Annotated in this window: 25 protein-coding genes; 20 read left to right on the forward strand and 5 right to left on the reverse strand. The window is 51.5% G+C overall.

Annotation, left to right across the window (positions count from 1 at the left end; all coding sequences use genetic code 11):
• Positions 1–433 precede the first annotated feature (433 nt).
• From Q0835_RS27805 to Q0835_RS27820, 5 genes are all read right to left on the reverse strand, one after another.
• Positions 434–1,627: a cupin-like domain-containing protein gene (locus Q0835_RS27805; RefSeq protein WP_298966457.1), complete on the reverse strand. Its 1,194-nt coding sequence runs from the start codon at positions 1,625–1,627 to the stop codon at positions 434–436.
• Positions 1,554–2,012 carry a toxin-activating lysine-acyltransferase gene (locus tag Q0835_RS30420; protein WP_363324517.1) on the reverse strand — a complete coding sequence of 153 codons (459 nt, stop codon included), beginning with the start codon at positions 2,010–2,012 and terminating at the stop codon, positions 1,554–1,556. The genes Q0835_RS27805 and Q0835_RS30420 overlap by 74 nt, the downstream gene beginning before the upstream one ends.
• Positions 2,006–2,299 (reverse strand): hypothetical protein, encoded by a 294-nt coding sequence (locus Q0835_RS27810; RefSeq protein ID WP_298966458.1) that lies wholly within the window; start codon positions 2,297–2,299, stop codon positions 2,006–2,008. The genes Q0835_RS30420 and Q0835_RS27810 overlap by 7 nt, the downstream gene beginning before the upstream one ends.
• 320 nt (positions 2,300–2,619) lie before the next feature.
• On the reverse strand, positions 2,620–2,976 hold the full coding sequence (locus tag Q0835_RS27815) for a hypothetical protein (protein ID WP_298966459.1): 357 nt from the start codon (positions 2,974–2,976) through the stop codon (positions 2,620–2,622).
• A 178-nt stretch (positions 2,977–3,154) separates the two neighbouring features.
• A complete protein-coding gene (locus Q0835_RS27820; protein ID WP_298966461.1) occupies positions 3,155–4,117 on the reverse strand; it encodes a LysR family transcriptional regulator in 963 nt (320 codons plus the stop codon).
• Between the two features lie 375 nt (positions 4,118–4,492).
• On the opposite strand from Q0835_RS27820, the gene Q0835_RS27825 reads away from it, so the two are divergent.
• The 20 genes from Q0835_RS27825 to Q0835_RS27920 all read left to right on the forward strand — a co-directional run.
• The gene (locus Q0835_RS27825) at positions 4,493–4,801 is read left to right on the forward strand and encodes a hypothetical protein (protein WP_298966462.1); all 309 of its coding nucleotides are present in this window, start codon (positions 4,493–4,495) and stop codon (positions 4,799–4,801) included.
• The gene (locus tag Q0835_RS27830; RefSeq protein ID WP_298966464.1) at positions 4,798–5,415 is read left to right on the forward strand and encodes a hypothetical protein; all 618 of its coding nucleotides are present in this window, start codon (positions 4,798–4,800) and stop codon (positions 5,413–5,415) included. Before Q0835_RS27825 ends, Q0835_RS27830 begins: the two co-directional genes overlap by 4 nt.
• Positions 5,416–5,505: 90 nt before the next feature.
• Positions 5,506–6,804 carry a pilus assembly protein N-terminal domain-containing protein gene (locus tag Q0835_RS27835; protein ID WP_298966466.1) on the forward strand — a complete coding sequence of 433 codons (1,299 nt, stop codon included), beginning with the start codon at positions 5,506–5,508 and terminating at the stop codon, positions 6,802–6,804.
• 247 nt (positions 6,805–7,051) lie between these two features.
• Positions 7,052–7,489 (forward strand): hypothetical protein, encoded by a 438-nt coding sequence (locus Q0835_RS27840; RefSeq protein WP_298966468.1) that lies wholly within the window; start codon positions 7,052–7,054, stop codon positions 7,487–7,489.
• Positions 7,490–7,529: 40 nt separating this feature from the next.
• Entirely contained in the window at positions 7,530–9,587 is a 2,058-nt protein-coding gene (locus Q0835_RS27845) for a flagellar biosynthesis protein FlhA (RefSeq protein ID WP_298966471.1), read from the forward strand.
• A gap of 515 nt (positions 9,588–10,102) precedes the next feature.
• Positions 10,103–11,140 carry a hypothetical protein gene (locus Q0835_RS27850; protein ID WP_298966472.1) on the forward strand — a complete coding sequence of 346 codons (1,038 nt, stop codon included), beginning with the start codon at positions 10,103–10,105 and terminating at the stop codon, positions 11,138–11,140.
• Complete coding sequence (locus tag Q0835_RS27855) at positions 11,137–11,619, forward strand: hypothetical protein (RefSeq protein WP_298966473.1); 483 nt, start codon at positions 11,137–11,139, stop codon at positions 11,617–11,619. The genes Q0835_RS27850 and Q0835_RS27855 overlap by 4 nt, the downstream gene beginning before the upstream one ends.
• Positions 11,606–11,998: a hypothetical protein gene (locus Q0835_RS27860; RefSeq protein WP_298966475.1), complete on the forward strand. Its 393-nt coding sequence runs from the start codon at positions 11,606–11,608 to the stop codon at positions 11,996–11,998. Before Q0835_RS27855 ends, Q0835_RS27860 begins: the two co-directional genes overlap by 14 nt.
• A 69-nt stretch (positions 11,999–12,067) precedes the next feature.
• On the forward strand, positions 12,068–12,829 hold the full coding sequence (gene sctJ, locus Q0835_RS27865) for a type III secretion system inner membrane ring lipoprotein SctJ (RefSeq protein ID WP_298966477.1): 762 nt from the start codon (positions 12,068–12,070) through the stop codon (positions 12,827–12,829).
• Positions 12,826–13,476: a hypothetical protein gene (locus Q0835_RS27870; RefSeq protein ID WP_298966479.1), complete on the forward strand. Its 651-nt coding sequence runs from the start codon at positions 12,826–12,828 to the stop codon at positions 13,474–13,476. The genes sctJ and Q0835_RS27870 overlap by 4 nt, the downstream gene beginning before the upstream one ends.
• Positions 13,473–14,162, forward strand: a complete 690-nt coding sequence (locus tag Q0835_RS27875; protein ID WP_298966482.1) for a hypothetical protein — start codon at positions 13,473–13,475, stop codon at positions 14,160–14,162. The genes Q0835_RS27870 and Q0835_RS27875 overlap by 4 nt, the downstream gene beginning before the upstream one ends.
• Positions 14,163–14,192: 30 nt before the next feature.
• Positions 14,193–15,530, forward strand: a complete 1,338-nt coding sequence (locus Q0835_RS27880) for a FliI/YscN family ATPase (protein ID WP_298966484.1) — start codon at positions 14,193–14,195, stop codon at positions 15,528–15,530.
• The gene (locus Q0835_RS27885; protein WP_298966486.1) at positions 15,523–16,020 is read left to right on the forward strand and encodes a hypothetical protein; all 498 of its coding nucleotides are present in this window, start codon (positions 15,523–15,525) and stop codon (positions 16,018–16,020) included. Before Q0835_RS27880 ends, Q0835_RS27885 begins: the two co-directional genes overlap by 8 nt.
• Positions 16,004–17,329: a FliM/FliN family flagellar motor switch protein gene (locus Q0835_RS27890; RefSeq protein WP_298966488.1), complete on the forward strand. Its 1,326-nt coding sequence runs from the start codon at positions 16,004–16,006 to the stop codon at positions 17,327–17,329. Before Q0835_RS27885 ends, Q0835_RS27890 begins: the two co-directional genes overlap by 17 nt.
• Before the next feature lie 17 nt (positions 17,330–17,346).
• On the forward strand, positions 17,347–17,988 hold the full coding sequence (gene sctR / locus Q0835_RS27895; protein WP_298966491.1) for a type III secretion system export apparatus subunit SctR: 642 nt from the start codon (positions 17,347–17,349) through the stop codon (positions 17,986–17,988).
• A gap of 10 nt (positions 17,989–17,998) precedes the next feature.
• Positions 17,999–18,262 (forward strand): flagellar biosynthetic protein FliQ, encoded by a 264-nt coding sequence (locus Q0835_RS27900; RefSeq protein ID WP_298966493.1) that lies wholly within the window; start codon positions 17,999–18,001, stop codon positions 18,260–18,262.
• Between the two features lie 108 nt (positions 18,263–18,370).
• Positions 18,371–19,075 carry a flagellar biosynthetic protein FliR gene (locus tag Q0835_RS27905; RefSeq protein WP_298966496.1) on the forward strand — a complete coding sequence of 235 codons (705 nt, stop codon included), beginning with the start codon at positions 18,371–18,373 and terminating at the stop codon, positions 19,073–19,075.
• Positions 19,068–20,096: an EscU/YscU/HrcU family type III secretion system export apparatus switch protein gene (locus Q0835_RS27910; protein ID WP_298966498.1), complete on the forward strand. Its 1,029-nt coding sequence runs from the start codon at positions 19,068–19,070 to the stop codon at positions 20,094–20,096. Before Q0835_RS27905 ends, Q0835_RS27910 begins: the two co-directional genes overlap by 8 nt.
• Positions 20,097–20,285: 189 nt before the next feature.
• A complete protein-coding gene (locus tag Q0835_RS27915) occupies positions 20,286–21,074 on the forward strand; it encodes a tetratricopeptide repeat protein (protein ID WP_298966499.1) in 789 nt (262 codons plus the stop codon).
• Positions 21,075–21,270: 196 nt separating this feature from the next.
• Positions 21,271–22,120 (forward strand): hypothetical protein (locus Q0835_RS27920; RefSeq protein WP_298966502.1); only part of this gene is annotated, 850 nt, incomplete at its 3' end.

The raw sequence follows: 22,120 nt of genomic DNA on the forward strand, positions 1-22,120 counted from the left end.
AGTTCATCGAACTCGCAGGATAACTGTGTCAAGACAAAGCCATTGGTCTCACATCAAGAAAAATTTGCGACACTACCTCCAATTGTGCCTCTAAAGGTGGTGATATGTTGTTGACACCTAACCACCGGCATGGAAACTCAAGGTGCAAGGTCCTGTTGGCAACCATGTAGAAGCAGCGTCAGGCGGAACTGTTGCCAGAAAACTCGACCATGATGAACAGAACCATTCCGCATGGAGTATTCACGGAGCAGTTCCAGATTCGTGCGGAAATTAAACGACAACACGCTTGCCCGCCTTACCTTTTCCATACAAGCAGCTTCAGAGATGTAGTGACCAAAATATTGGGTTCTGCGCTGCAAGCGCCTGGTTCCCGGGATGTTGTCGACCAGAATGGCTGCCTGCAGCGGTACACTATATTACGCCAGTAGGAGCCTCAGTGTTTCCACCTATAGCTGACCGACATATTTGGGCTTGAAAGGAGGTGCGTCTGGTGAAACCAGCCGAAGGGAATGACCAAAACATCACCGGGCTGCAATACTACAGAGAATTTGTTTGCTTTGCGCGCTTTCGATAAACGTCGAAAGTCTGGTCTGTCCGGTCGAAACCAACAGGGCTGATGGTTGTTGTGAGCCCGACGTGGATAAAGGTGAATCGATTGGTCCGACGAATAGAAATCAACCCGCTTGAGACCCATGATTTGGTGCAGAAAGCTCGTGTACGGATCTCGGTGGAGACTGGTCGCCGGAAGATCGGAGTCCATGGAACCGAGCCACAATTGAGGCTCCAGAAAGTCATCGCGCTGGAAAAATGCCGGTCCGAAGACGTCCTTGATACTATCGGAAAGCGTTGTTCCTTCTGTGTAAGACGCGTTTAACCCGAATATCGTTGAGTTTGCATCTTTATGACCAGCGCACTTCTTATCCAGAACAAACTCGCGCAGTGTCAGTGCGCCTCTCCGAGAGCAAGGTTTGACCGGGGCGTCACCAAAATATTGGACGAGCCTCTGCAAGGTCCATTTCTGAGTATAGATACTAGGGCTGGGGCATTGCATGACAAAGGGAAAGCCCCAATTCATCTTTGTCAGGATCTTTTGATGAGTCAGATCCGTCAGCCGTTCAATGGCATTGGCCATTCGAAAGCCGCGGGAAAAATGCCGTTTTTGAGCATCGAGATAGCGGTAAAGTGTATTGGGATGCGGCTGCAGGAGGCAGCGTCCGAGATGTTCCACAAGGTCCAGCCGTCCCCTGGCCTCGATTGTTGAAATCAGGCTCTGATCGCGCCAATCGAGTATCATGTACTCTTGCGTTATTCTGGCAAGGGTTTTCACACCGAAAATCAGTTCGGCATCGACATTTGGCGCTTCCATCTCGGACACTTCTAAATGTGTTGGATGGAATCGTATCGAAGAGTCAAGCTGAGGGTAGTCGACAATCAGGACGGCAAGCGTGCCTTCGAGGCCGTACGGATTCTCATAGCCTTTCGAAAGCAGTTTAAACAGCCTGCTGTGTAACGAGGATACATCCGGGGGTGTATTGCCAGCGGAGTTCGAATTGTCAATTTGCAAGAGTGCCTCCTTTTTTGCGTGCAGCCAGGTTGCGCCCGTGCCAATTGTAGATTCTGCGGCCACGTCCATTTCTGAAACGCATAAAGCTAAAGCCCTCGTCATCCTTGAAGAGTGTTTTCCCCAACTCGAATGCGAGCCTTTGTGTGTCGCCGAACGGAGATATCCAGTCATTGAAAAAGATGATTTCACCACAATTCCACTCGTGCTCGCTTAAAACACGGTCCGTTTCGATTAAATCTTCCTTTGTTTGAGCATTGAGCCGAGCCCATGTGACGATTGCCCTTGGCTGGTCACTCGGATCGCGAAAGAGACGGTATTGGCGCAACCGCAAGGGAGGCAAGATATGTGTCTTGATGTAAAATTCAGCGCTAAAGTTGCGGTGATATTCGGACTGTCGAAGCAAATCGATCGCCCTTCCGAGATCGCCATACAGCTGCGGTACTACCAAAGCCGCTGTTCCTTTCCTGAATAGGAATTACCTCCTGATACGAATTTGTAGTCGGGCTGATCGGAGAACTGTTCGCGCAATTTGCGGTATAATCTCAGGTAATCACCCGTCGCCGAATAGAGGTCTTCGATCACGATCCGGTTGGGTTCTTCGCACCATATCGCGAAACTGCATGCCCGACCCGTTTTGTCGAAATCTACCAAAAATCGCTTTTCAACAATCGCGGATATGTAGGTTTCATACATGTTCAGAATGCTTCTGGAGTAGGTACGGTCGATATCCAGCACACAGATAGCGCCTAAATAAGCATGGGTTTTGGATTGGCTTTCTAGGATTTCTTCATTTTGCATACGGATGTTATGCAGCAGTACCGCTCAAATGCTCCAATAAGAACATTTTATCTCGAAGCCTTTGGAGACGGCATGTCATCTCGGGAGGTGCTGTTCGTTTGGATGCGCGGAAGCCGGTGGCTTCTTCGTATGCGACCAGTTTGTCCACCGCCCGAGGCTTATTTGACGCAACAACCGCCCTGGCGCCGGCGGATCGGGCAGCGATGATACTTAGATCGTACCCGCCCGGTCCGCTACAGAATTGGCAATTCGGTCCCTCAAAATTGCACGACACTGATTGAAGAAACCCGAGAATAGGAGATAATCTCGATCTCGTTTTCAAGGGCGGCCACGACTTCTTCCTGCTCGTCAATGTCCCTTTGCCTAACGAAGTCTTGGGCGGTCTGAATCATCTCCACGATCTGCGTCATGCTCTCCAGTTGCATCGACAGGCGTTCTGAACAGGAATGATCGAAGTAAAACACCTCCCGGATCCGTCGGAGATGAGACGGCAGGGGTTGTGACGAAAGGATCATGTCCTCGTGTAGCGGAATGGATAGCTTTCGCTCTGTCGTTTCAATTTGGGAGGTTTCGGGCGAGCCAACGGTGCCCTCGCTTGTGTTGCTCTCGTTCATCGTCGCAATCCAGACATTGTTTCGCTTTGATGGGTTTTAGGTCCAAGTCGGTTCAACGTCTCAACAACTCGCGTTGCGCTTCAACCTATACTTAGTAGCCGGACAATTCTGCCTTACGTTCGCCGGAGCTGGGCCAGCAGCGTTAAGGAGGTGACCGCCGTTTTGCCTGGTTCTGAATCTATATGATGAGTTGGATCGGATTTTCGCGCAGGATACGGACATTAATGTCATGCGCGGTTCCCCACGGCAGGAGCGCGCCGTAGGGAACCTGGATCTCCGCCTCATCGAGCGGGATCATCTCAACTTGGCTCTTGGGAAAAATTCGGCTGGCCGTAGCGAGCGGCAGAACGCCAACCATGTGTTCATTGATAATTAGATTTGCGTACATTTTTTCGCTGTCGCATTGGAAAAAGTCGTCGAGTGTATGATCGTTCTTCTGTAGCCGCCCATGCAGGAAGCGCCGCACTTCCCGGTTCACCCGCGCGAAGAAGATAAGTTGGCGTGGGTCCTGATCCCAGACATTATCAATTGTTCGGTTGGAATGGCCGCCGTTCTGGCGTGCCTGAACCGCACACAGTGGCACATTGAGCGTTCCCAGATGCACAAAGTCAGCGAGTTCAGTTTTTCCCCCGCCCTCGACAATAGCCAGAATCAGATTGCGTTTTGCAATGTCGTTGACGATTGCGGGAAGTTGGTCCGAAATCACCACAAGGTCCTTCCTACGAGAACTTTCCCTAACCACATCGATGTAGTTTGGCTCCATGAACTCCACCAGTTCTTCCTGGATCACCACTTTCTGGCGTTTGATAGGACCCGAGGACGGATGTGTTAATACGTTTTCCATCTGGCGTTCATAATTATAGATGATGCCTTCGAAGACTCTCACGATCTCTTCACCGTCTTCGGAGAGTTCTGCTTTACGGACATTTCCGGCCTTTACAAATATATCGCGTCCGATTGCCTCCTCGACATCCTTGATCGTGTTGGTAATTGCGGGCTGAGAGATATTCTCGTTGACAGACGCTTTTGTAAAACTTCGCGCGCGCGCTGAGGCCAGAACAATTCGGATTTTCTTTATGCTAATATCTCGCATAACTACCTCTACGCTCCTGAGCAACCATTGCGGAAACAAACCTGCCAATTCATAAGCTCACGAAATAAAACACCCCGCTAATAAACTTCATCTACTATGGATTTATTTACTGCAATTTTGATCTAAATATGGAAAAATGATCACTAAATAATAATGGCTATTGTTTTTTTATTACAAACCCTGATTGACCCGTCTCCGAACTTTTGAGTTCGCATTCAATCGCTATCGATAGTGATCACTCCAATCGTTCGCAACCTCGGCCTCTTTGAACGCTGTACGACTTGTTTGGCTGGTCTTTCGCGAAACGTCGTTCAAGGTCCTGACCGGCGGCTCCTCGCGTTGCGACGGCTACATAACAAGAAGTGAATTTAACTTTACGTCGCCCAGCTGGAAACTAAATCAGCAACCCACGGGTGGAAAGCAATGACAACCGTTGAAAAAGTGCTGGTTCTGTTGGCGTCGCACTGCTTACGCGCCCATTTCGTTGACAAGGCGCTGCTCTACGCCAAATGCGGCTATCAGCTTTTTCCTGATAGGACAGAATTGTTGGAACTCTATGGCCTCGCGCTTCTTTTCAAGGGCGATTACGACACGTTAACAGATTTGATATCAAGGGCTTCTGCCCCCTCTCGAAATTTGGACTACCTAAAAGCCAGATTGGCGATCTTGCAAGGTGACGCCAACAGCGCAAACCTGGTTCGGAGCTACCTTGCAAACCGGAGGGCCGGATGAGCCAGATTGGTCCCAATGCCAGCACACGTGCTGTCTCTGAAGCCCAAATCGGCACTCGGACCAGCAAGGACAATCGACGACCGGCTCAATCCCCAGATGCCAAACCAAAAAAACCGGGACCTTCTTCCGGTGGTGTGAAGTTTTCTGATGTAATTCGTGAAGCTCAGCGGGATTCGCGGGAACTCGACCTTCAGGAAACGGTTGCCGCATCACAAACCGGGCGATTGATGCGCTCTAATGTCGGCCGACAGAAAAAGAGCACCTATTTACCTCATGCAGACACTGAAGAAACGAAATTCGCCGGTGGCGTCACGCCGGTCTTTCCGGAAGAACCACTTTTAGACCGCCCTCAAGACGATGGCACCACACGCAAGGGCCAGCGCAAGATTGGCGATGTGCAAACCCGGATTGCCAAGCCGGAAACCAATTCGCAGAAATTCGCGCGACTGACGACGTCCATGAACACGATTAGCGATGTGAGCCGATACGTAAACGTGGGCGTATCCTCTAAGATCGCAGATATCCTAAACAATTCTCTGTGTATTCGCAGGCCGCACATTGAAAGATCGCTCAACGAAGAACAACTGGTCGCCTCAATGCACCTCCCCGGTTGATTTGGTACAAATTTAAAAGACAAGGGCAGAAGATCCATGGCATGTTCCAGCCGGGCGGGCCGCTCGCCCAATATCGGACCTTCTTTCCTTATGTGGGTCATTGCGGTTTTCGCACTGATTGCTTCCGTCTCTGTGACTCAGGCTATTGCCCAAAACGGTGATCGTACCAATACGGAAAGCCAGGGCACGCTTCATGTGGAGATCGGTGAGGGGATCCTCATTCCGAACACTGCTTCAGTTGAGGCGGTGTTTGTATCCGATCCGAAAGTCGCCGATGTGAAGGACTCTCCTGAAGAAACCATCTTCCTATTTGGAAAATCCGTCGGCACCGCCAGCCTCATTGCCACCGACACTAATGGCCACGAACTGTTCCGCTACACGGTGGTTGTAAGCCACCAACTCGGTGAAATCCGCAACATGCTTAAGAGCCGTTTCCCGGATGAAACACTTTCAGTTCGTTCCTCGCGCGGAAGCATTCTGGTCAGCGGTGCGACCTCCAACGAGCGAGTGCGCAAGAGTATCTTCGCTTCCCTTGAAGCTGCTGTACCCGAAACCGCGATTATCGACGAAACGACGGTTGTGGCATCGAACCTTGTCCGCCTCGACGTGAAGCTGCTGGAAGTCAACAAAACCCGAGCCGAGCAATTTGGAGTGGATATCAACGCGCTCATCGCTGCCAACGGCTTTTCCATCGGTGTGAAGGACCGTGGTACGATTACTGCGGGCTTCAGCCCTCAAGACCAAAGCAGCAGACTGTCCGCCACTCTGGATCTTTTGATTACCAACCAGGTGGCAACCGTAAAAACAGAGACCTCGCTTAGCGCGGTGTCAGGCAAACAGGCAATTTTTGAAGTTGGCGGCGAAATTCCCGTTCCGAGCTTTACAACAGACGGAAACACGCGAGATTTCAGCCTGAACTACAAATTTGTCGGATTGCTGCTACAGTTCACGCCGGCACGATTGGAGGAGGACAAGGTACTGCTTAACATCGCCTCGTCGGTAAGCAGTACCGAGCCCAGCAGCCTGTCCATCAACGGAAACGCCTTCCCCACCCTGAACACGAGACGGTTTAAGACCGATGTCGAGCTGGCAGACAAGCAGAGCTTTTTGATTGCCGGCCTGTCGCAGCAATCGAGCCTGGCCTCGCTTCGCCAGCCAAAAAGGGGAAACCAGATATCGCGGGGTTTGGCCGACCTCTTTTCCAGCAATCGTGTGGAAAGCGAATCAAGGGAGCTGATCATTCTCGTCACCGCGTATTTTCGTCGTCCGAAGCGAAAGCCTGTCGCACTGGATGCTTTCCGTTCCCCCTCAAATCTGGAATACTTGGTGGGGCTAAAGACGCGGCGAAAAAGCGTAACCATTCACGGCGCAGTCGGATTTATCTACTGAGGAGGCGGCTGTGTTGTCGGGTTTGCCGCGTCGAATGAATCTTTTGACAATTAATGCGTGCCTTTTTGCGTTCTGCGCAATTTTGTACTGCGCCGTATTTCCTGTTGTGCCGGCAAACGCGGAGGATCTTCATCCATTGCCCGGTGCTCAGTCCCCCTATCCCTTCGTAAGCCGGAATCAAAAGCTGAGTGAAGTTCTGAGGTACTTCGGGAAGAACATTGACACGAAGGTCAGCGTGGACGATGCCGTGTCTGGAATTGTAAATGACGACAGCGTTATTCGCCGTACCAGAGTGTCATATCTGAATCAACTCGCGGCTAATCACGACTTTATCTGGTTCTACGACGGAGTGGTGCTTCATGTCGCTCCCATCGATACCATCAAGACAGAGGCGATACCGCTGAAGAACAACGATGGCCGTGACATAATGCGCCTTTTTCGTCAGTTGAAGGTTCTGCAAAACAAGTTTGCTCACAGCATCGATGACAAAAACTCCGTACTGGTTGTGACAGGCCCGAACAAATATGTCGACATGATCAAGCAGGTCGCGGCATCGATCGAGGAGGGAAAGCGAAAGAAACTCTCTGTGCTGCGTGGTGATGCGGCCACAGATTTGCCACCACTTGATCCGGCGCCGTCCAATCTCGGTTCGGCCGCGGTCCAATTCTCCGACGAAATCAAATAGGTCAAATTTCAAGGGTTGGGATGGCTAAGGCGTGCAGTTCATGAACAGGTTCATAAGCCTCGCCAACAGAATACTCGCACAAAAGGACCTGCTTTTGGTCGCGGTCTTTGCTGTGATCCTGCTGATGATGATTCTCCCGCTGCCTCCGGTCGCCATGGACCTCATGATCACCTTGAACATTTCAACGTCGATCATCATTCTCCTGATGACGCTTAACCTCTACAAGCCGGTACAATTTTCCACGTTTCCTTCCCTGCTATTGGTCACCACGATCTTTCGCTTGGCCATATCTGTGTCCACAACGAGACTGATTTTGATCGAGGGCAATGCCGGGCAGATTGTGGAAACCTTCGGATCGCTGGTAACGGGCGGTAATATCGTCGTCGGCCTGGTGATTTTTCTGATCATCACGGTGGTGCAGTTCCTTGTAATCACGAAGGGTGCCGACCGTGTTGCAGAAGTGGGAGCCCGTTTCACCCTGGACGCCATGCCTGGCAAGCAAATGAGCGTCGATGCGGATGTGCGGGCCGGCATGATCGACGAGCACAGCGCCCGCGACCGCCGCCAAGTATTGGAACGAGAAAGCAAACTGTTTGGAGCCATGGACGGCGCTATGAAATTTGTAAAAGGCGATGCCACGGCGGGTCTTGTCATTACGTTCATCAATCTCGTTGGAGGCATCGCGATCGGTGTCGCGCAAAAGAGCATGGAATTCACCGAAGCCGCACGGCTTTATTCGATGATGACAATAGGCGACGGACTAGTCGCGCAAATCCCAGCACTGCTTATTTCGGTGTCCGCCGGCACCATGGTGACGCGGGTGACCAACCCCAAAGATATTGATTTGGGCAGCGAGATTTCAGAGCAGATCACTGAAAACGCCAAAATCATAATGAGTTCCGGCTTGGTCATTGCTGCTTTCGGTTTCATTCCTGGTTTCCCGACGGTGATATTCGCATGTGTCGGATTAGGCATGACGGGTTTCGTCTACTGGAATGATCGCAGGCGCAAGGCGGAACGATTTTCTGCTTTCGCGTCTTGGGATCGAATGTACGAATTCGACCGTCAGAGTTGGCAAAACCTCTCTGAGCGCACTGGAAAACCTGAAACCTTGCATATTATCCTGCCACGGCGGATCAAGGAATGCAGCAATGTCGAGTTCAGCGACATTTTCGACTTCGTGCACGATGATCTGGAGAAGAAAATCGGTATGAGCATGGGATACTGGACATATGAATTCAGGGAAAACGAACTCGACGAATTCGAGATTTATCTGCGCCAGAACTTGGTGGTCAAAGCAGCAATTGACTTCGACTGTGTCTTCGTCAAATGCAACGCCTCTTACATCCGTACACTAGACATTCCCGTTCAGACCCATTTCGGCGGTGAAGAGGGGGTGCTTGTCCGCCGGGAACATTCTGAACAACTGGCCTCAGAGAACGTGTCCTTTCTGGACCCGATAGGTCAGATCAATGCCTACATCCAAAACGCGGTTCTCGATAACATGGGACTGCTACCTAACTTTCTCGGCACCAGTGATTTTCTGAACGTTTACACCAAGAGCCATCCGGACCTGGTCAACGCTTTGAAGGAGAACCTATCCGTCAATCAAATCAGCAAGGTACTGCAATGTTTGATGGAAGAACAAATTCCTCCGCTCAGGCAAGTCAAGATTCTGGAGGCAATCCTGAGCGCTTCTCTCAAGAAAACTGAAGCGCTGGAGATCTTGCAGCACGTGCGCTTCGCAATCGGCGATTTCATCACGCAGAAATACGCACCCAACAAATTCCTACCCGTCATTCTGCTTGCACCCAGCCTAGAAACCGGATTGCGAGAAGGTCATCGCACGGGCGATGACACTGCCTTCCTAGTCATGGAACCGTCCCAGTCCAGTCACATTGCCGATCAGGCAAGGACAATGGCTGGAGGCAATTTTGTGATCGGGCGCAATCCGGTACTCATCACCCAGCAAGATATACGGCGCTCAGTATACCAGATCTTGCAAAAGCATAATATTTTTATTCCAACTCTCAGCTACCAGGAGATTCTACCGGACACGATGATATATCCGGTGAGTTTCATTCAGCCGGTCGAATAGATCGCAGCATACGATATCAAAAAGACCATTTCAGACGCGCCCTCACCTGCCAAAAGCCAAGTTCCAGCACCGAAAATCAAATGGTCCTGACACGGTCCTGTAGTCTCATAGACAGGCTGAACGAGATAAAAGCTCGATCCAATCACATGCCGGTGAGGCCCGGCGCCGTTTCCCCGAGTGGCTTTGTTCTTTTGGATTTTGAATTGGTTGATAACACTATTGCCATCTTTACTGCCTGCTATCGAAGAACCGAAAGGGGCTTTCAACATCATGCAAAGCGGCAACACCCTCTTCCAAGGAAGAAACGTTACTTTCGAACAGATTATCCATGAAAAGCGGCTCGGGGGCACGGTCGCCGTTTTAAACTATCTGTCATACCGACGTGACAACTGTATGGGCCGTTTGGCATCTGTTGAAGGCCAGGACCACCTGTCCGAGCGCCTAGGTCGCTGCGTACATGTATTCAGTCGAGCAGAGCAAATCCTGCGGCACGTGACCCAAAAGCAGACATCCAAATGAACGCGATGAAGAACCCCGGTGACAGGACCCTTGTCAAAATCGAAGATAGTAACGGATGCAGCAGATCGTTGCTTCTGGAGGCCGGCAAGCATGTCTTTGGTTCCGGGCTTGATTGTGACTATATGCTGTTGGGACCGGCCGTGAAGGCACGCCACTTCGTACTGGAAGTCGACGAGTGTAAAGCCATGTTGGCCCTATTACCGGACCATGAGACTTCGGCTTCAAGTAGCGAAAGCAACACCGGTAAGACCCCGCCCTTTCAGCCGTTGTCCTTTGGAGAGTTCTTTGCTGTTGGTGATCTTGAGATAACTGTTTTCGGCCAGCCGGCGGCTGTGAGCGCCGATCCCGAGCTACACCCACTCAGAAGCGCACTTAGGACCTGCTTTGCCGACATCCGCGGCTCAGCGGCCCGAATATTGGCACCGGTTCCAAGGGTCGTTTGGAGCGCTTTGGCTATCGGAACCCTGCTCGCGTCGCTGGCACTGGTCCTTCCTACAGGCTCGACACTCCTCAGCGCACAGAAACCGCCGACTGCGACCACCCAGCCAATGCGGGAAACAACTCATAGGTCGGCGGATTCAGGCGTGAAACCGCGCACTATTTCCCGTCACGCCGCCGTGCCGGCGGTAACCGTTGCGATGGCACCGTCCGAACGGGATATTGAACGCCAAGCAGAGCAAATCCTGAAGGGCTTCAAGTTTCGCATCCAGAACGTCGCGGTGAAAGGTAGCCAACTCCATGTGGAAGGCGATGTGCCAGACGCGGATTTGCAAGAGAGAATTTCAAAAGTGCTGTCAGAAGACATTTCTTCGATATCAGAGGTCAGGTTCAGGTTCCGGCCCGAAGACGGATGGCGCGCTTTTAAAGACGACATCGTAGCCGTTTGGTCTGGGGAGCAGCCCTACATCGTGCTCAAGGGAGATGGCGTGATACGAACCGGAGAGCCTTTCCGCAATCATTTCACGCTTGAAAAGGTAACGGACCGGGTAATTACAGTTTCTGTAGCCGGTGCCTTAAAGGAGATAGGTCTTTGAACGATATTGATCCTCTTTTGAATGCAGATGACCGTTTCGTTCTAGGGAATGTTGCTCTGATGGCGGTTACCCATGGTTTTGGCGGCGAAATCGCCGATATTGTCGAGTTACTCAAGGAAGAAGATCCCACAGACGCGAGCGCTTGCTTGTTGGAAGCAGTCTATCTCGACTCCATCGGCGATGCTGAAACTGCTTTGGAGACGCTGGAATCCTTCAATGTGTTCGAAACACAGAACGGCCGCGAAGACGCAATCGCATTTCATCTTCATTTAGTTGCGAAATTGGGACACGTGGAACGTGCGCGCGATCTGGGTAAGGCCTATATTCGCGACGGCGACATTCAAAAGGAAAGTGCGCGCCACATGGTGGTGGCCACTCTCAACACCCTCAGGCGTCCCGGCACAGATCGCCGATTCGAAACGCGCAACAGCAAGATGCGCGGCCAAAACGAAGATGAGGTTTCCTATGGAAACGACTAGCGCACCGGCGCAGGACAGCACCCCAGGCGGAACTTCAAGCATTGATAAGGTCGCAAACTCGCTTCTGCATCATATTCGGGACACTGAACTGTATCTCAGCCAGGATCTTGGAAACTTCTACGGACCCAGCGCCAGGATGCCGACGGTGCCCAAAGCGGTTACCGACTATTTCAACGATGCCGAGAACCGTACTAACGATCCAATGGCTCTTGAAAAACTGGCCAAAGCCCGAGAACTCACGGAGACAGCTTACTTGAACCAACGGCAATACATAAACAAATACATCGATTCCCAGTCTCGAAAAGCATCAATCCAATTTTCGATACAACTTCTGAAAAAAGCGACGACCGGAATAAATCAGATTTTGTCCTCCAACTAATGACGGCCAATTCTAAATCCACATATGTCTCAGTCAGCAAAATACGCTGTTTGTTCTTTCTGCCGCGAAATGGCGAGATGGTGCCGCACCCACGCCAGATTCGTGCTTGTCCTGCTTCTGCTCGCAATTGCCGGCTGCAAAGTGGAATTGAATTCTAACCTGCAGGAGGAAGATGCAAACGAGGCGCTTGCAAAGCTACTTTCCAACGGCATTCTCGCTGAAAAGCAGGCTACTGAAGAAAACAGGTTCAAATTGCTCGTGGACAAGGACCAATTTGCGGTCGCCGTTGAACTGCTGCGTTCTCATGGTCTGCCACAGCGAAAATACACCAGCGTTGCTGACGCTTTTACCGGCGACGGTATTGTGACGAGCCCGACACAAGAATGGATTCGCTACAATCACGCGATCTCCCAACAGTTATCCGGAACAATAGCCTCGCTGCCGGGTGTTATTGCGGCCGATGTTCATATTGCTCAGGTCAAACAGGAAAAACCGTTCGAAGAGGTTCCAAAACCAACGGCTGCCGTGATGGTGCAAATGGACACGGCTTTGATCAACGATACAATCGTGCCGAAGATCAAGCAGCTTGTTTCCTTCGCCGTCAATGAACTTGAGTACGAGCGTGTGAATGTTTTGCTCACGCCGGTTACTCCGATAGTTAAAGACACCCGTCTGGTTAGTTTCGCAGGACTGATAGTTCACGAGCGCAGCGTATCGCTTCTGCGCGGTGTGATTGTGGTGGCGGCGATTGTCTTTGTCGGCCTCGCTTGTATCTGCATGCTCGCGCTCAAAAACAGCCGCGCAACACCTAGGAAGAGCGAAGCCCCATGACGCCTTCCCGTTCGATCGCAGCGGCCGATTTCGCCGGATTTCCAGTGAGCTACTGTAATCCCCGCTCGCTGCAATCATTTCTCAAGATACGCAATATCGATGTGCTGATGGGATTTCTGGAAAATGGTAAGACGCGACAACTTATCAATGAGTGGGTTACAAGCCGGCTACAGAAATTGCCGCGCCTTCCAGAGCAAGACGAACAAATGTTTCTCTTGATAGCTTCACTATCAAAAGCGGAAGTAGAATTGCTGGCAAGGAGGATTACGGTTCTCTTCCACGCCAAATTTGTTTTGCGCATCACCGATCCGGAAAAAATGCGCGATCTTCTCAAATGGACGGGACTCGATGAGGTGAGCCACCTTCTCGCGGGTAAATCTCTTTCAGCATTTGTTCATGTGCCGCTTTGTCCGTATGCGGAAGTCAAGCTGCTCAAGCCGTTAGCGAAGATCTATCAACGTTATATACTGGGTCTCCTGCCCATTGCCTATCTCCAACGCATGGCATTGACGATGCCACCAAGGATCGTGAAATCAGCTCGGTCGTTGCACGACGAACCGGCAGTCGAGATTTTGAAAGAGGCGGTGGAACTGGCGATCCGCCAGCCAAACGCAAGCGATTCAAGCAAACCGGAAGTCGGCACATGAGAACCGTATCACCTGTGCGCGTTGCGCGTTTGTCGGAGGGTTATGTCATTCCGCCGACGGTCTTCAAGGACATGATAAGATCCGGTGATCTGATCGCAGAAACGCTCCGATGGGAGCGGGAACAGCGCGAAAACCTACATGACGAGCTCGCCGCCATTCGCGCGAAAGCCCATGCTGAGGGTCTGCGGCAAGGGCTTGACGTTCTTCTAGTTGCCACCCAATCACTCAAAAGCAGAGAGGACGCCCTTGAAGAGCTGGTGACGGGTCTTATCGAGACTTGCCTCAAACGAATATTCGCACATGTCCCCAAGCCGAAATTATTTCGGGCCATTGTCGGGGAAGTGCTGGAAAAGGCACGTCTGGACAAAACCATTTCGATCGTTTGCCATCCAGGAAACGCAGATGATCTTCGTAATGCGATTGAGATGTGGCGCTCGGCCGCAGTTGATGATGAGGCTGATCTCGAAATTCTATACGAAACCGACGACGAGGTAGAACAGGATCACTGCGAAATCTACACCGCCTGTGAAATCATAACGGTCGGTATTCCGGTCGTGATCGCACAACTCGTCGAGGCCTTGTCCCTTTCTCAGCCAATGACCCGGTATGTGCGGGAACAACACGATGCTGATTTCGAGGGCAACCAACGGGAAGGCAACGACGAGGATCTCCCGAATGACGATTGAAGCCAAAAATACTGCAATGGAGCCCGAAGATTGAAAGACCAGGTTGCTAGCGACGAGATCGAGCAGAACCGGGAACGCCTTGAACGGCGTATTACCCGGTTTCAGGGATTCCGATCTTCAGGCCGAGTACGCAAAGCTGCCGGCCCTTTGCTCAGGGCGACAGGTAACTTCTCCATCGGCGAGATTTGTTCGATCTCGAAAACACGTCAGGATGCCGTTCTGGCGGAGGTAGTGGGTTTTGAGGGTGAAGAAGCATTGCTGACGCCCTTTGGCAGCCTGGAGGGGGTTTCGGCGAGATCCAGAATCGACCCCCATAAACGTCGTTTCGAAGTTCCGGTCGGACCAGAGCTTCTGGGCAGATTGCTTAGCGCAGTTGGAACGCCGATTGACGGCAGGCGGCTTGAGCCATGCAAAGAAGCCTACCCCTCCCTGGCGGCCGCACCGGATCCCATGCAGCGCCCTGTAATCGACAAACCTTTTCCGACAGGTATCAGGGCTATCGACGGTCCATTGACCCTGGGGGAAGGACAGAGAATCGGCGTGTTTGCAGCGGCAGGTGGCGGCAAGTCCACTTTGATGTCTATGTTGGTTCGTTTCGCAGCATACGACCACTGCGTTGTCGCCCTGATTGGGGAACGCGGCCGCGAAGTGCGTGAATTTGTTGAATACCAATTGGGTGCCGAAGGCATGGCAAAATCGGTGCTCGTGATTGCGACGTCAGACCGCCCTGCGATCGAACAGGTCAAGGCAGCCTACACGGCCACTGCTATTGCCGAATACTTCAGAGACAACGGCTCCCGCGTCCTGTTGTTGATGGACAGTCTAACCCGCTTTGCCAGGGCACAACGGCAAATCGGTCTATCTGCAGGGGAACCGCCGACGCGCCGAGGCTTTCCGCCATCCGTTTTTGAATTGCTGCCGTCGCTGCTGGAACGTGCCGGCAAAACGTCCGCAGGCTCGATCACGTCGCTCTATACTGTGCTCGTGGAAGGTGACGACATGACAGAACCGGTCGCCGACGAAGTGCGCTCACTCTTGGATGGTCATCTTATCTTATCGCGAAAACTGGCGGCATCCGGCCACTATCCAGCTATTGATGTTCTCTCAAGTGCCAGCCGCGTCTTTAGCGCGATAACTGACCAGACACAGCAGGAAGCAGCGTCGCAGTTCCGCAACATGATGGCTAAGTATCAGGAAATTGAATTGCTGCTACGTGTCGGCGAATATGTCCGCGGGGAGGATCGTGAAGCGGACAATGCCATAGCGAAACAAACCGCCATCAGGGCCTTTCTCCGGCAAAACATGCATGCCAACGCCCCCTTCGAAAGCACCGTTGAGACTTTCAAGGAGCAATTTGGTCATGCATGACTTGGAGCGTATCGCTGGGATCCGGCAATCCCGCATTGTTCGTTTGCGCAGAGCTGAACGGAATGCAGTCACAATGTGTGAGCAAAACCGTAACGCCGTATCCGAGGCATACGATGCAGTGGCAGCCTACAAGAAGGAGATCGAATCCCTTGAATTCGATCTCCTCACCGAACTTGTCGAAAAAGAAATCACAACGCAAGCCATTTATCGGCTCGAGAAAGCGCTCAAGAACGCGGAAGATAAGGCTCGGGTATTGGCACACAATCTGAGCTTGGCTCGTGAAGCGCTTCAAGCGGCGGAAAAGGAACTAGACGGAGCACGCAGAAAACGCCGAGAGGCGCAGAACAACCAGGAACGGCTCACGCAACTAGCCGATCAACTGAAAGAAAGAGCCATGCTGCAGGATCGGGCGATCGACGAACGGATGCTTGATGAGACCGTCGACATGCTAACGGCCATGCGATGGATTTGTCATGACCGTTCCGCATAAATTTCCCACATTCCGTGCTTCCAGCCAATCCAATGGACCCGCATTCGAACAGGCGCCACTCCGAGACCTTCGCGAATTGGAATCCGGGAAGGTGGATGCCAGAAACTGGCTGCTTGGACTATGCAACTCTGCCATTAAGGCCCGACTTCCCGGCGGCCAAACCTCAAAGGAGAGGACCAGTCCTGAGCTTGTGCTGACAGATTTACGCCCGGCAAAGAACCAGACGCTGCCCTTTGTCATGCACCTACGCAGCGACTTTGCCCGACTTCGTCTATTCGCGGACCGGGCGTTGGTGGAAGAGTTGATGGAAACGCTTTTGCCGGGCTGGCTAAACGAAACGTCTGAGGTCGTAAACGAGCCCAAGTTAATCGCGACATTTATCTGCGAGAAAATGTCATCGCAGTCTCCATTGTTGCGGGATCGCTTCATTGTCGAGGATGCAGAAATGCTGCAGAATCCCGCCGCTGTTTCCCTTCCCTTCGTTTTGGCCGGAAAGGCAAGAGTTTCAGACACTCGTCACAACTGGGGTGTGATGATAGATCGTTTCGACGGGAGCCGCCTGCCTGAGGACCTTCGTGCAAGGAGAGCGCCCCTTTGGCAGGACATGCCGACCGGGTTGCGCTTGGGTTTTCAGCGCCAGATTTTCCTTCATGAATTTAATGAGCTTACAGAGGGCTGTGTGCTGGTTCTACAAACCAATTGCCGGCAGGGTATATGTCTCCAGGGTGATGGGGGTTTTTTGGGCCGCTGGTCATTCGAAATCTCACCAAACCGTCCAGAAAAACTTATCTGCCGTTGCTCTCCGCTGAACAGAACCAGCAAACATAACTCAAACAAATTAGCCCATAGTACCGAAGGCGGCCAAACTGGGGAAGATCACGACAAACCAGTGCGAGGCGGCATGAGTGACGGGTATTCCGAAGAAATTCAACCAGGTCCAGAAAACGAAGCAGAGGACGATGAAACAACAGAGACCGAAGCGGAGGCTGAGGTGCGTGTGGAACCAGAGGTAGGTCAAAACGCAATATCGGGGAAAGCCGCCTCAGCGGCTGATGAAAACAGGCCTTCAATGGACCCTAAACTCAGTTCGGTACGGGTCTCACTCAATGTTGAACTTGGCGAGGTAAATCTCGACTTACTTGCGCTAAGCGAGATTTGCGAAGGCACGGTTCTGCAAACCACACTTGACCTCAATGCACCTCTGACCATCCGAATTGACGGTCGGTCGATGGGTCGCGGCGAACTCGTTCTAATTGGCGATGTTCTTGGGCTCCATTTTGTCAGTTGGCCGCGCTTGGCCCTTTCATGAATGGCCAGGAAATACCCTTGCCGGCCGTATATCCCAGTTTTCTGGCGATTATGGCGCTCTCGCTCCTCCCATTTTTCGTGGTGATGGGCACGGCCTACACGAAAATTTCGATCGTGCTGATGCTTTTGCGAAATGCCCTTGGTGTGCAGCAAGCCCCTTCTGGACTGGTATTGAACTCGATCGCGATGACCCTGACGGTTTTCATTATGGTCCCCGTGGGAGATGCTATCCTCACGGAAGTCCGAGATCGAAATCTTTCTATGAATTCACTGGAAGACGCCATGAGCGCGTTCGAAGTCGTGACATTGAATATGAAGGTCTATTTGACAAAGCACTCTACCGATCAGGACTTGAAGTTCTTCATGGAGGCTGCAAAGGCAATGTGGCCGGAAAATCTCAGCCGGCACATCGTTGCGGACAATCTGTTTTTGCTATTGCCGGCCCATGTGGTTTCAGAAATCTCCCGCGCTTTTCAGATCGCCTTTCTGCTGTTTTTGCCATTCGTGGTCATCGACATGGTGGTCTCCAACATTCTTTTGGCCCTGGGGGCAATGATGGTCCCACCCATGATGATCTCATTGCCGATCAAGTTGCTTCTATTCGTCGCTGTCGACGGATGGTCGAGGCTGCTCCACGCGCTGATCTTAAGTTATCTCTAGGGAGCCGACAATGGATGCCGCAAGCATCGTCTTCAACGCGAAAATCGCCATAGCGCTGATTTTCTACCTGTCCATGCCCATGCTCCTGATGGCGACGGCTGTCGGCCTGATTATCGCTTTGTTCCAAGCAGCCACGCAATTGCAGGAACAAGTACTCGGCTTCGTGGCCAAACTCACAGCAATGCTGATTACAATGGCCATAATGGCCGACTGGATTTCTTCGGAAATGATGAAGTTCATGCAAAGTATATTTGATCAGGTACTTTTGTTGTGAATTTCTCGAATGGATATTTCTTTCCCCAACCAATCTACGACGGAGCGCAGCTTGATGCGCTCATTCAGTCGATTGTCCTTGTAGCCACCCGCATTCAGGCGTTTTTTTTTGTCTCCTATCATCGGGTCACGGTCCATGCCAGTCCTCGTGCGTTTGGGTCTGGTAATGGCCCTGACCACACTTGCTCTGCCGCGTACGTTCGAAACGCTATGCAGCACTGAACCTGACGCATTGCAGTTCATCGGATTTCTGATACAGGAAATTTTGCTTGGGATCTTTCTTGGAATCCTGGTGTGGTTGCCGATACGCGGTCTCGAGGTGGTCGGTGTGATCTTGGACACCCAGCGCGGGGCAACAACCGCGGAAGACTTCGATATCATTTTCAACGCCCAAACCACGCCAACGGCAATTCTCCTATCTCAGATTTTTTCCGGGTACTTTTTCGCCAATGGCGGTTTCCTCATCGTAACCTGGTTGCTTATGGACTCCATGGTTCTATGGCCTCCCGGGGGTGATATTCCGCCTATCGACCAAGTCCGCATCATGTTGTTCCTGCGCATGGCCGGCACAATTTTGTTCTCAGCTCTGCTGATAGCTCTGCCAATTGCCGGCTTCATGTTCCTCGGTGATGTCGGTGTTGCATTAATCGCAAGGGTTGCCCCTACCCTCAACGCGCTTGCCTTTGCAATGCCAGTTAAATCGGCCATCCTACTCGTCTTGCTCGTATTCTATGTTGAAATAGCATTTCCTGCAGTATTCGACACCTTTTCCGGCGCGCTAAATACAATGGAGGGTGTCCTGAAACATGAGTGACAGCGGAGAAAAAACAGAAGAACCGACGGACAAAAAACTGCAAGACAGCCGCGAAAAAGGACAGATTGCACCAAAGAAGAGCGCGGTTGACACTTTTTCCCTGTTTGCCGGATTTACTTTGATCTGGCTGTATTTTGAAACCCTGTCTATGCAAATGCAAACCTTCACAGAACAGGTTCTCGACCTGAGCTTTTCCGATTACGATGCTGCACAAACCGCATTGGCGGATATTGCGTGGCAGGTGGCGATTACAGTCTACTCTCTCGTCGGGAGCGTAGCACTTGCGACAATCTTATTCGGCTTGGCGATGAATAACTTCAACTACTCACTTGAACCGTTGATGCCGGACCTGAAAAAGATCAATCCGGTAAGCGGACTTCAGAATATCATTTCAATGCAAGCACTGGTCAATCTGGGTCGATTGTTGCTCTTTTTTATCACGCTCAGTGTTACGCTTTACCTCCTGTTGTTCGCTGACTTGCGGCGCACAATGAGCAATGTTTACTGCGGAATTGACTGCATAGCTATTGAACTCCTACTCAAGCTCAAGATACTCGTCGCCGTGGCCGTTTTGTCGCAACTATTTCTCTCCGTTATCGACGTGAAAATGCAAGCCCACATCTTTCGCAAACAACAGCGCATGACCAAAGATGAAGTGAAACGCGAAAACAAGGACATCTATGGCAACCCGATAATAAAAAATCAAAGATCGTCCATCGCTCGCGAAGATGCGGCTGCACCAATGCTGTCTGAGGTTACACATGTTGTTTATTCAAGTGAGCACCTTGTGGCGATCATCAACTGGGATGATCAAAAAAGATTGCCTCATGTCATGATCAAAGCGGCTGGAGAAAACGTTCCGCGTCTGCTCACGAAATTCAAATCCAACAAAAACAGTGTGATCTACATGCCAGATGTTGCGAAAGATTTTTTTGAAATGGCTGTAACAGGCAAGGAATTGCCTCCACGTTCCGGCGCGGGTATGGCAAAAATCATGAATGCATCAACCAACAGGCAATAAAGACAAGAAATTTGCGGAGCTTACAGACAATAACCCGCTCAGAGCAACAATCTGACCCGCTCCATTACGACAAGACCAATCTGAACAAGATCACAATTATTTGCAAAAGCCCTTTATTTTATTCACTCAGATCGCACATTAACAATTTACGAATTCGAGATAACAAGCCCGAATCGTATGAGTTTCGACATGTATGAAAAGATCTTGAAGCTCGCCTCATCCAATCCCCCTTCATCAAACACTTCGCACCGGTCGAAGCGCACATTTTTCCTGTTTTTGGTGCCTGTCGTTTTTCTCCTGGCTTGCTCGAAAAATGTTAATGATCCCGGCTATGAGTTTCAGATCGGTGTCGGTGAACAATTTGTCCGCAGCGGCGAATATGATCGCGGCTTTCGAATTCTGGAAAATGTAGCTGAGAATAATCCCGATGCGGCGTCGGTGCAGATTGCTCTTGCAGAATCCTATTTCGATCAGGGGGCTTTCCTCAAGGCCCGGTCGCACTATGACAGAGCAATTCAGCTCGGCGAGGCCGATAAAGGCCATCTGGGGAATGCACGCGTTGCCCTAGCCCAGAATGACGCCGAATTGGCTCTCCAACTGTTTGGCATATTGATGGAAAAGAACCAGTCCGTCGCTGTTTTAAACGGTGTGGGCGTCGCATACGACATACTCGGCCAACACGAGACAGCTCAGAATTATTACGAGCAGGTATTAACACATGATGCAGACAACATCCCTGCGCTCAATAACCTTGCGCTGTCTCAGACGTTGAGCGGCAACCGAATTGAAGGCGATAGACTCTTTACGAACCTCTTTCCGTCGGCTCTGAACAACTCAACGGTGCGTCAGAACACGGCTTTCGTAAAGGCGTTAAACGGTGATACGAAAGGAGCTTTAGACCTGTTCAGCTCTGATCTCGACGATCAAAAAGTGTATCACAACATCAATGTTGCCGAACGGCTCAAATCGGCCCTGTGAGTTTGTTGCAAGGTAGGCCGAGGAAGGTAGTGTCGCAAGACGAGGGGTTTCCTCCAAGCCGTGGATACTAAAATCGGGGTGAACTCCAGCCCAGTCATGCGCTAACAATCAAAGCGGGCCACTCAGGTGGGGCTCATCAGGCACGATCATATTATGTTATTTGTTCATTTTCTCACAAAGCTTTTGCATAAGAGCTATGAACGATTTTCCAATTGATCGCAGTGGCTCAACGGCCCGGCCATCGTCTCCTCCGGTAGTCAATCATGCCGATTTGCGACAAAGGGGGCAGGCGCAAGAGCCTTTGGTGGATGCCGCAGCATTACAAAACGTTTCGAGCCGGCAAGAACGGGTATTTGCCGAGGCGACCAATTTGCTTCAGGAGCGGTTTCATGAGGGTTTTGGCGTTCCGGGAGGATCGGGATCGCTGCGGTCTTCGTCTCCAGGTCCAGAACCCAGCGCAAAGCGGCGTAAAAAGAATTCTTTCGACATTCAGGCAATTAAAGATCTACAAGAGTTCAAAGATCTTGAGAAACAACTAAGCGGGATCAGTGCTGCGACCATTACAAGCATCTACGGAAACCGAAGAGGAGGTCATGACACTTATCTTGCAATTGTATTAAAGCTTCTTGACAAGGTCGATGATCTCAACCGACTTACAGGTCCTGACGGGCTTTTCTCCATCCGCAATATCTCTTCGATGCTTCATGGTGCCGGAGCCAAGACACCGGAGGTACTGGATGAGTTCGTGAAAGTGCTTGAAGAGGCCAGCCCAAGCCTGGACAGGCTGGGTGTTCCGTCTCAAACATTTTCCTCCATGCTGAGCGGTGCCAGAGCAAAGGCACCGGCGGCTCTGGATGAGCTCGTGACAGCACTGAAAGGGGCGAAGCTTCGCCTGGAAGAGCTGGATGTTCCACTCACAAGCTTGTCCGCCATGCTTCATGGTGCCGGAGCAAAGGCACCGGCGGCTCTGGATGAGCTCGTGACAGTGCTGCAAGGGGCGAAGCTTCGCCTGGAAGAGCAGGGTGTTCCACTCACAAGCCTGTCCG

This window comes from uncultured Roseibium sp. (assembly GCF_947499295.1).
Taxonomy (GTDB): Bacteria; Pseudomonadota; Alphaproteobacteria; order Rhizobiales; family Stappiaceae; genus Roseibium.

Excerpts from the sequence above, each read along its gene's own strand:
- Q0835_RS27815 (WP_298966459.1), bottom strand. The coding sequence starts at position 2,976 with ATGAACGAGAGCAACACAAGCGAGGGCACCGTTGGCTCGCCCGAAACC.
- Q0835_RS27825 (WP_298966462.1), top strand. The coding sequence starts at position 4,493 with ATGACAACCGTTGAAAAAGTGCTGGTTCTGTTGGCGTCGCACTGCTTA.
- Q0835_RS27830 (WP_298966464.1), top strand. The coding sequence starts at position 4,798 with ATGAGCCAGATTGGTCCCAATGCCAGCACACGTGCTGTCTCTGAAGCC.
- Q0835_RS27835 (WP_298966466.1), top strand. The coding sequence starts at position 5,506 with ATGTGGGTCATTGCGGTTTTCGCACTGATTGCTTCCGTCTCTGTGACT.
- Q0835_RS27845 (WP_298966471.1), top strand. The coding sequence starts at position 7,530 with ATGAACAGGTTCATAAGCCTCGCCAACAGAATACTCGCACAAAAGGAC.
- Q0835_RS27850 (WP_298966472.1), top strand. The coding sequence starts at position 10,103 with ATGAACGCGATGAAGAACCCCGGTGACAGGACCCTTGTCAAAATCGAA.
- Q0835_RS27860 (WP_298966475.1), top strand. The coding sequence starts at position 11,606 with ATGGAAACGACTAGCGCACCGGCGCAGGACAGCACCCCAGGCGGAACT.
- sctJ (WP_298966477.1), top strand. The coding sequence starts at position 12,068 with ATGGCGAGATGGTGCCGCACCCACGCCAGATTCGTGCTTGTCCTGCTT.
- Q0835_RS27870 (WP_298966479.1), top strand. The coding sequence starts at position 12,826 with ATGACGCCTTCCCGTTCGATCGCAGCGGCCGATTTCGCCGGATTTCCA.
- Q0835_RS27875 (WP_298966482.1), top strand. The coding sequence starts at position 13,473 with ATGAGAACCGTATCACCTGTGCGCGTTGCGCGTTTGTCGGAGGGTTAT.
- Q0835_RS27885 (WP_298966486.1), top strand. The coding sequence starts at position 15,523 with ATGCATGACTTGGAGCGTATCGCTGGGATCCGGCAATCCCGCATTGTT.
- Q0835_RS27890 (WP_298966488.1), top strand. The coding sequence starts at position 16,004 with ATGACCGTTCCGCATAAATTTCCCACATTCCGTGCTTCCAGCCAATCC.
- Q0835_RS27900 (WP_298966493.1), top strand. The coding sequence starts at position 17,999 with ATGGATGCCGCAAGCATCGTCTTCAACGCGAAAATCGCCATAGCGCTG.
- Q0835_RS27910 (WP_298966498.1), top strand. The coding sequence starts at position 19,068 with ATGAGTGACAGCGGAGAAAAAACAGAAGAACCGACGGACAAAAAACTG.
- Q0835_RS27915 (WP_298966499.1), top strand. The coding sequence starts at position 20,286 with ATGTATGAAAAGATCTTGAAGCTCGCCTCATCCAATCCCCCTTCATCA.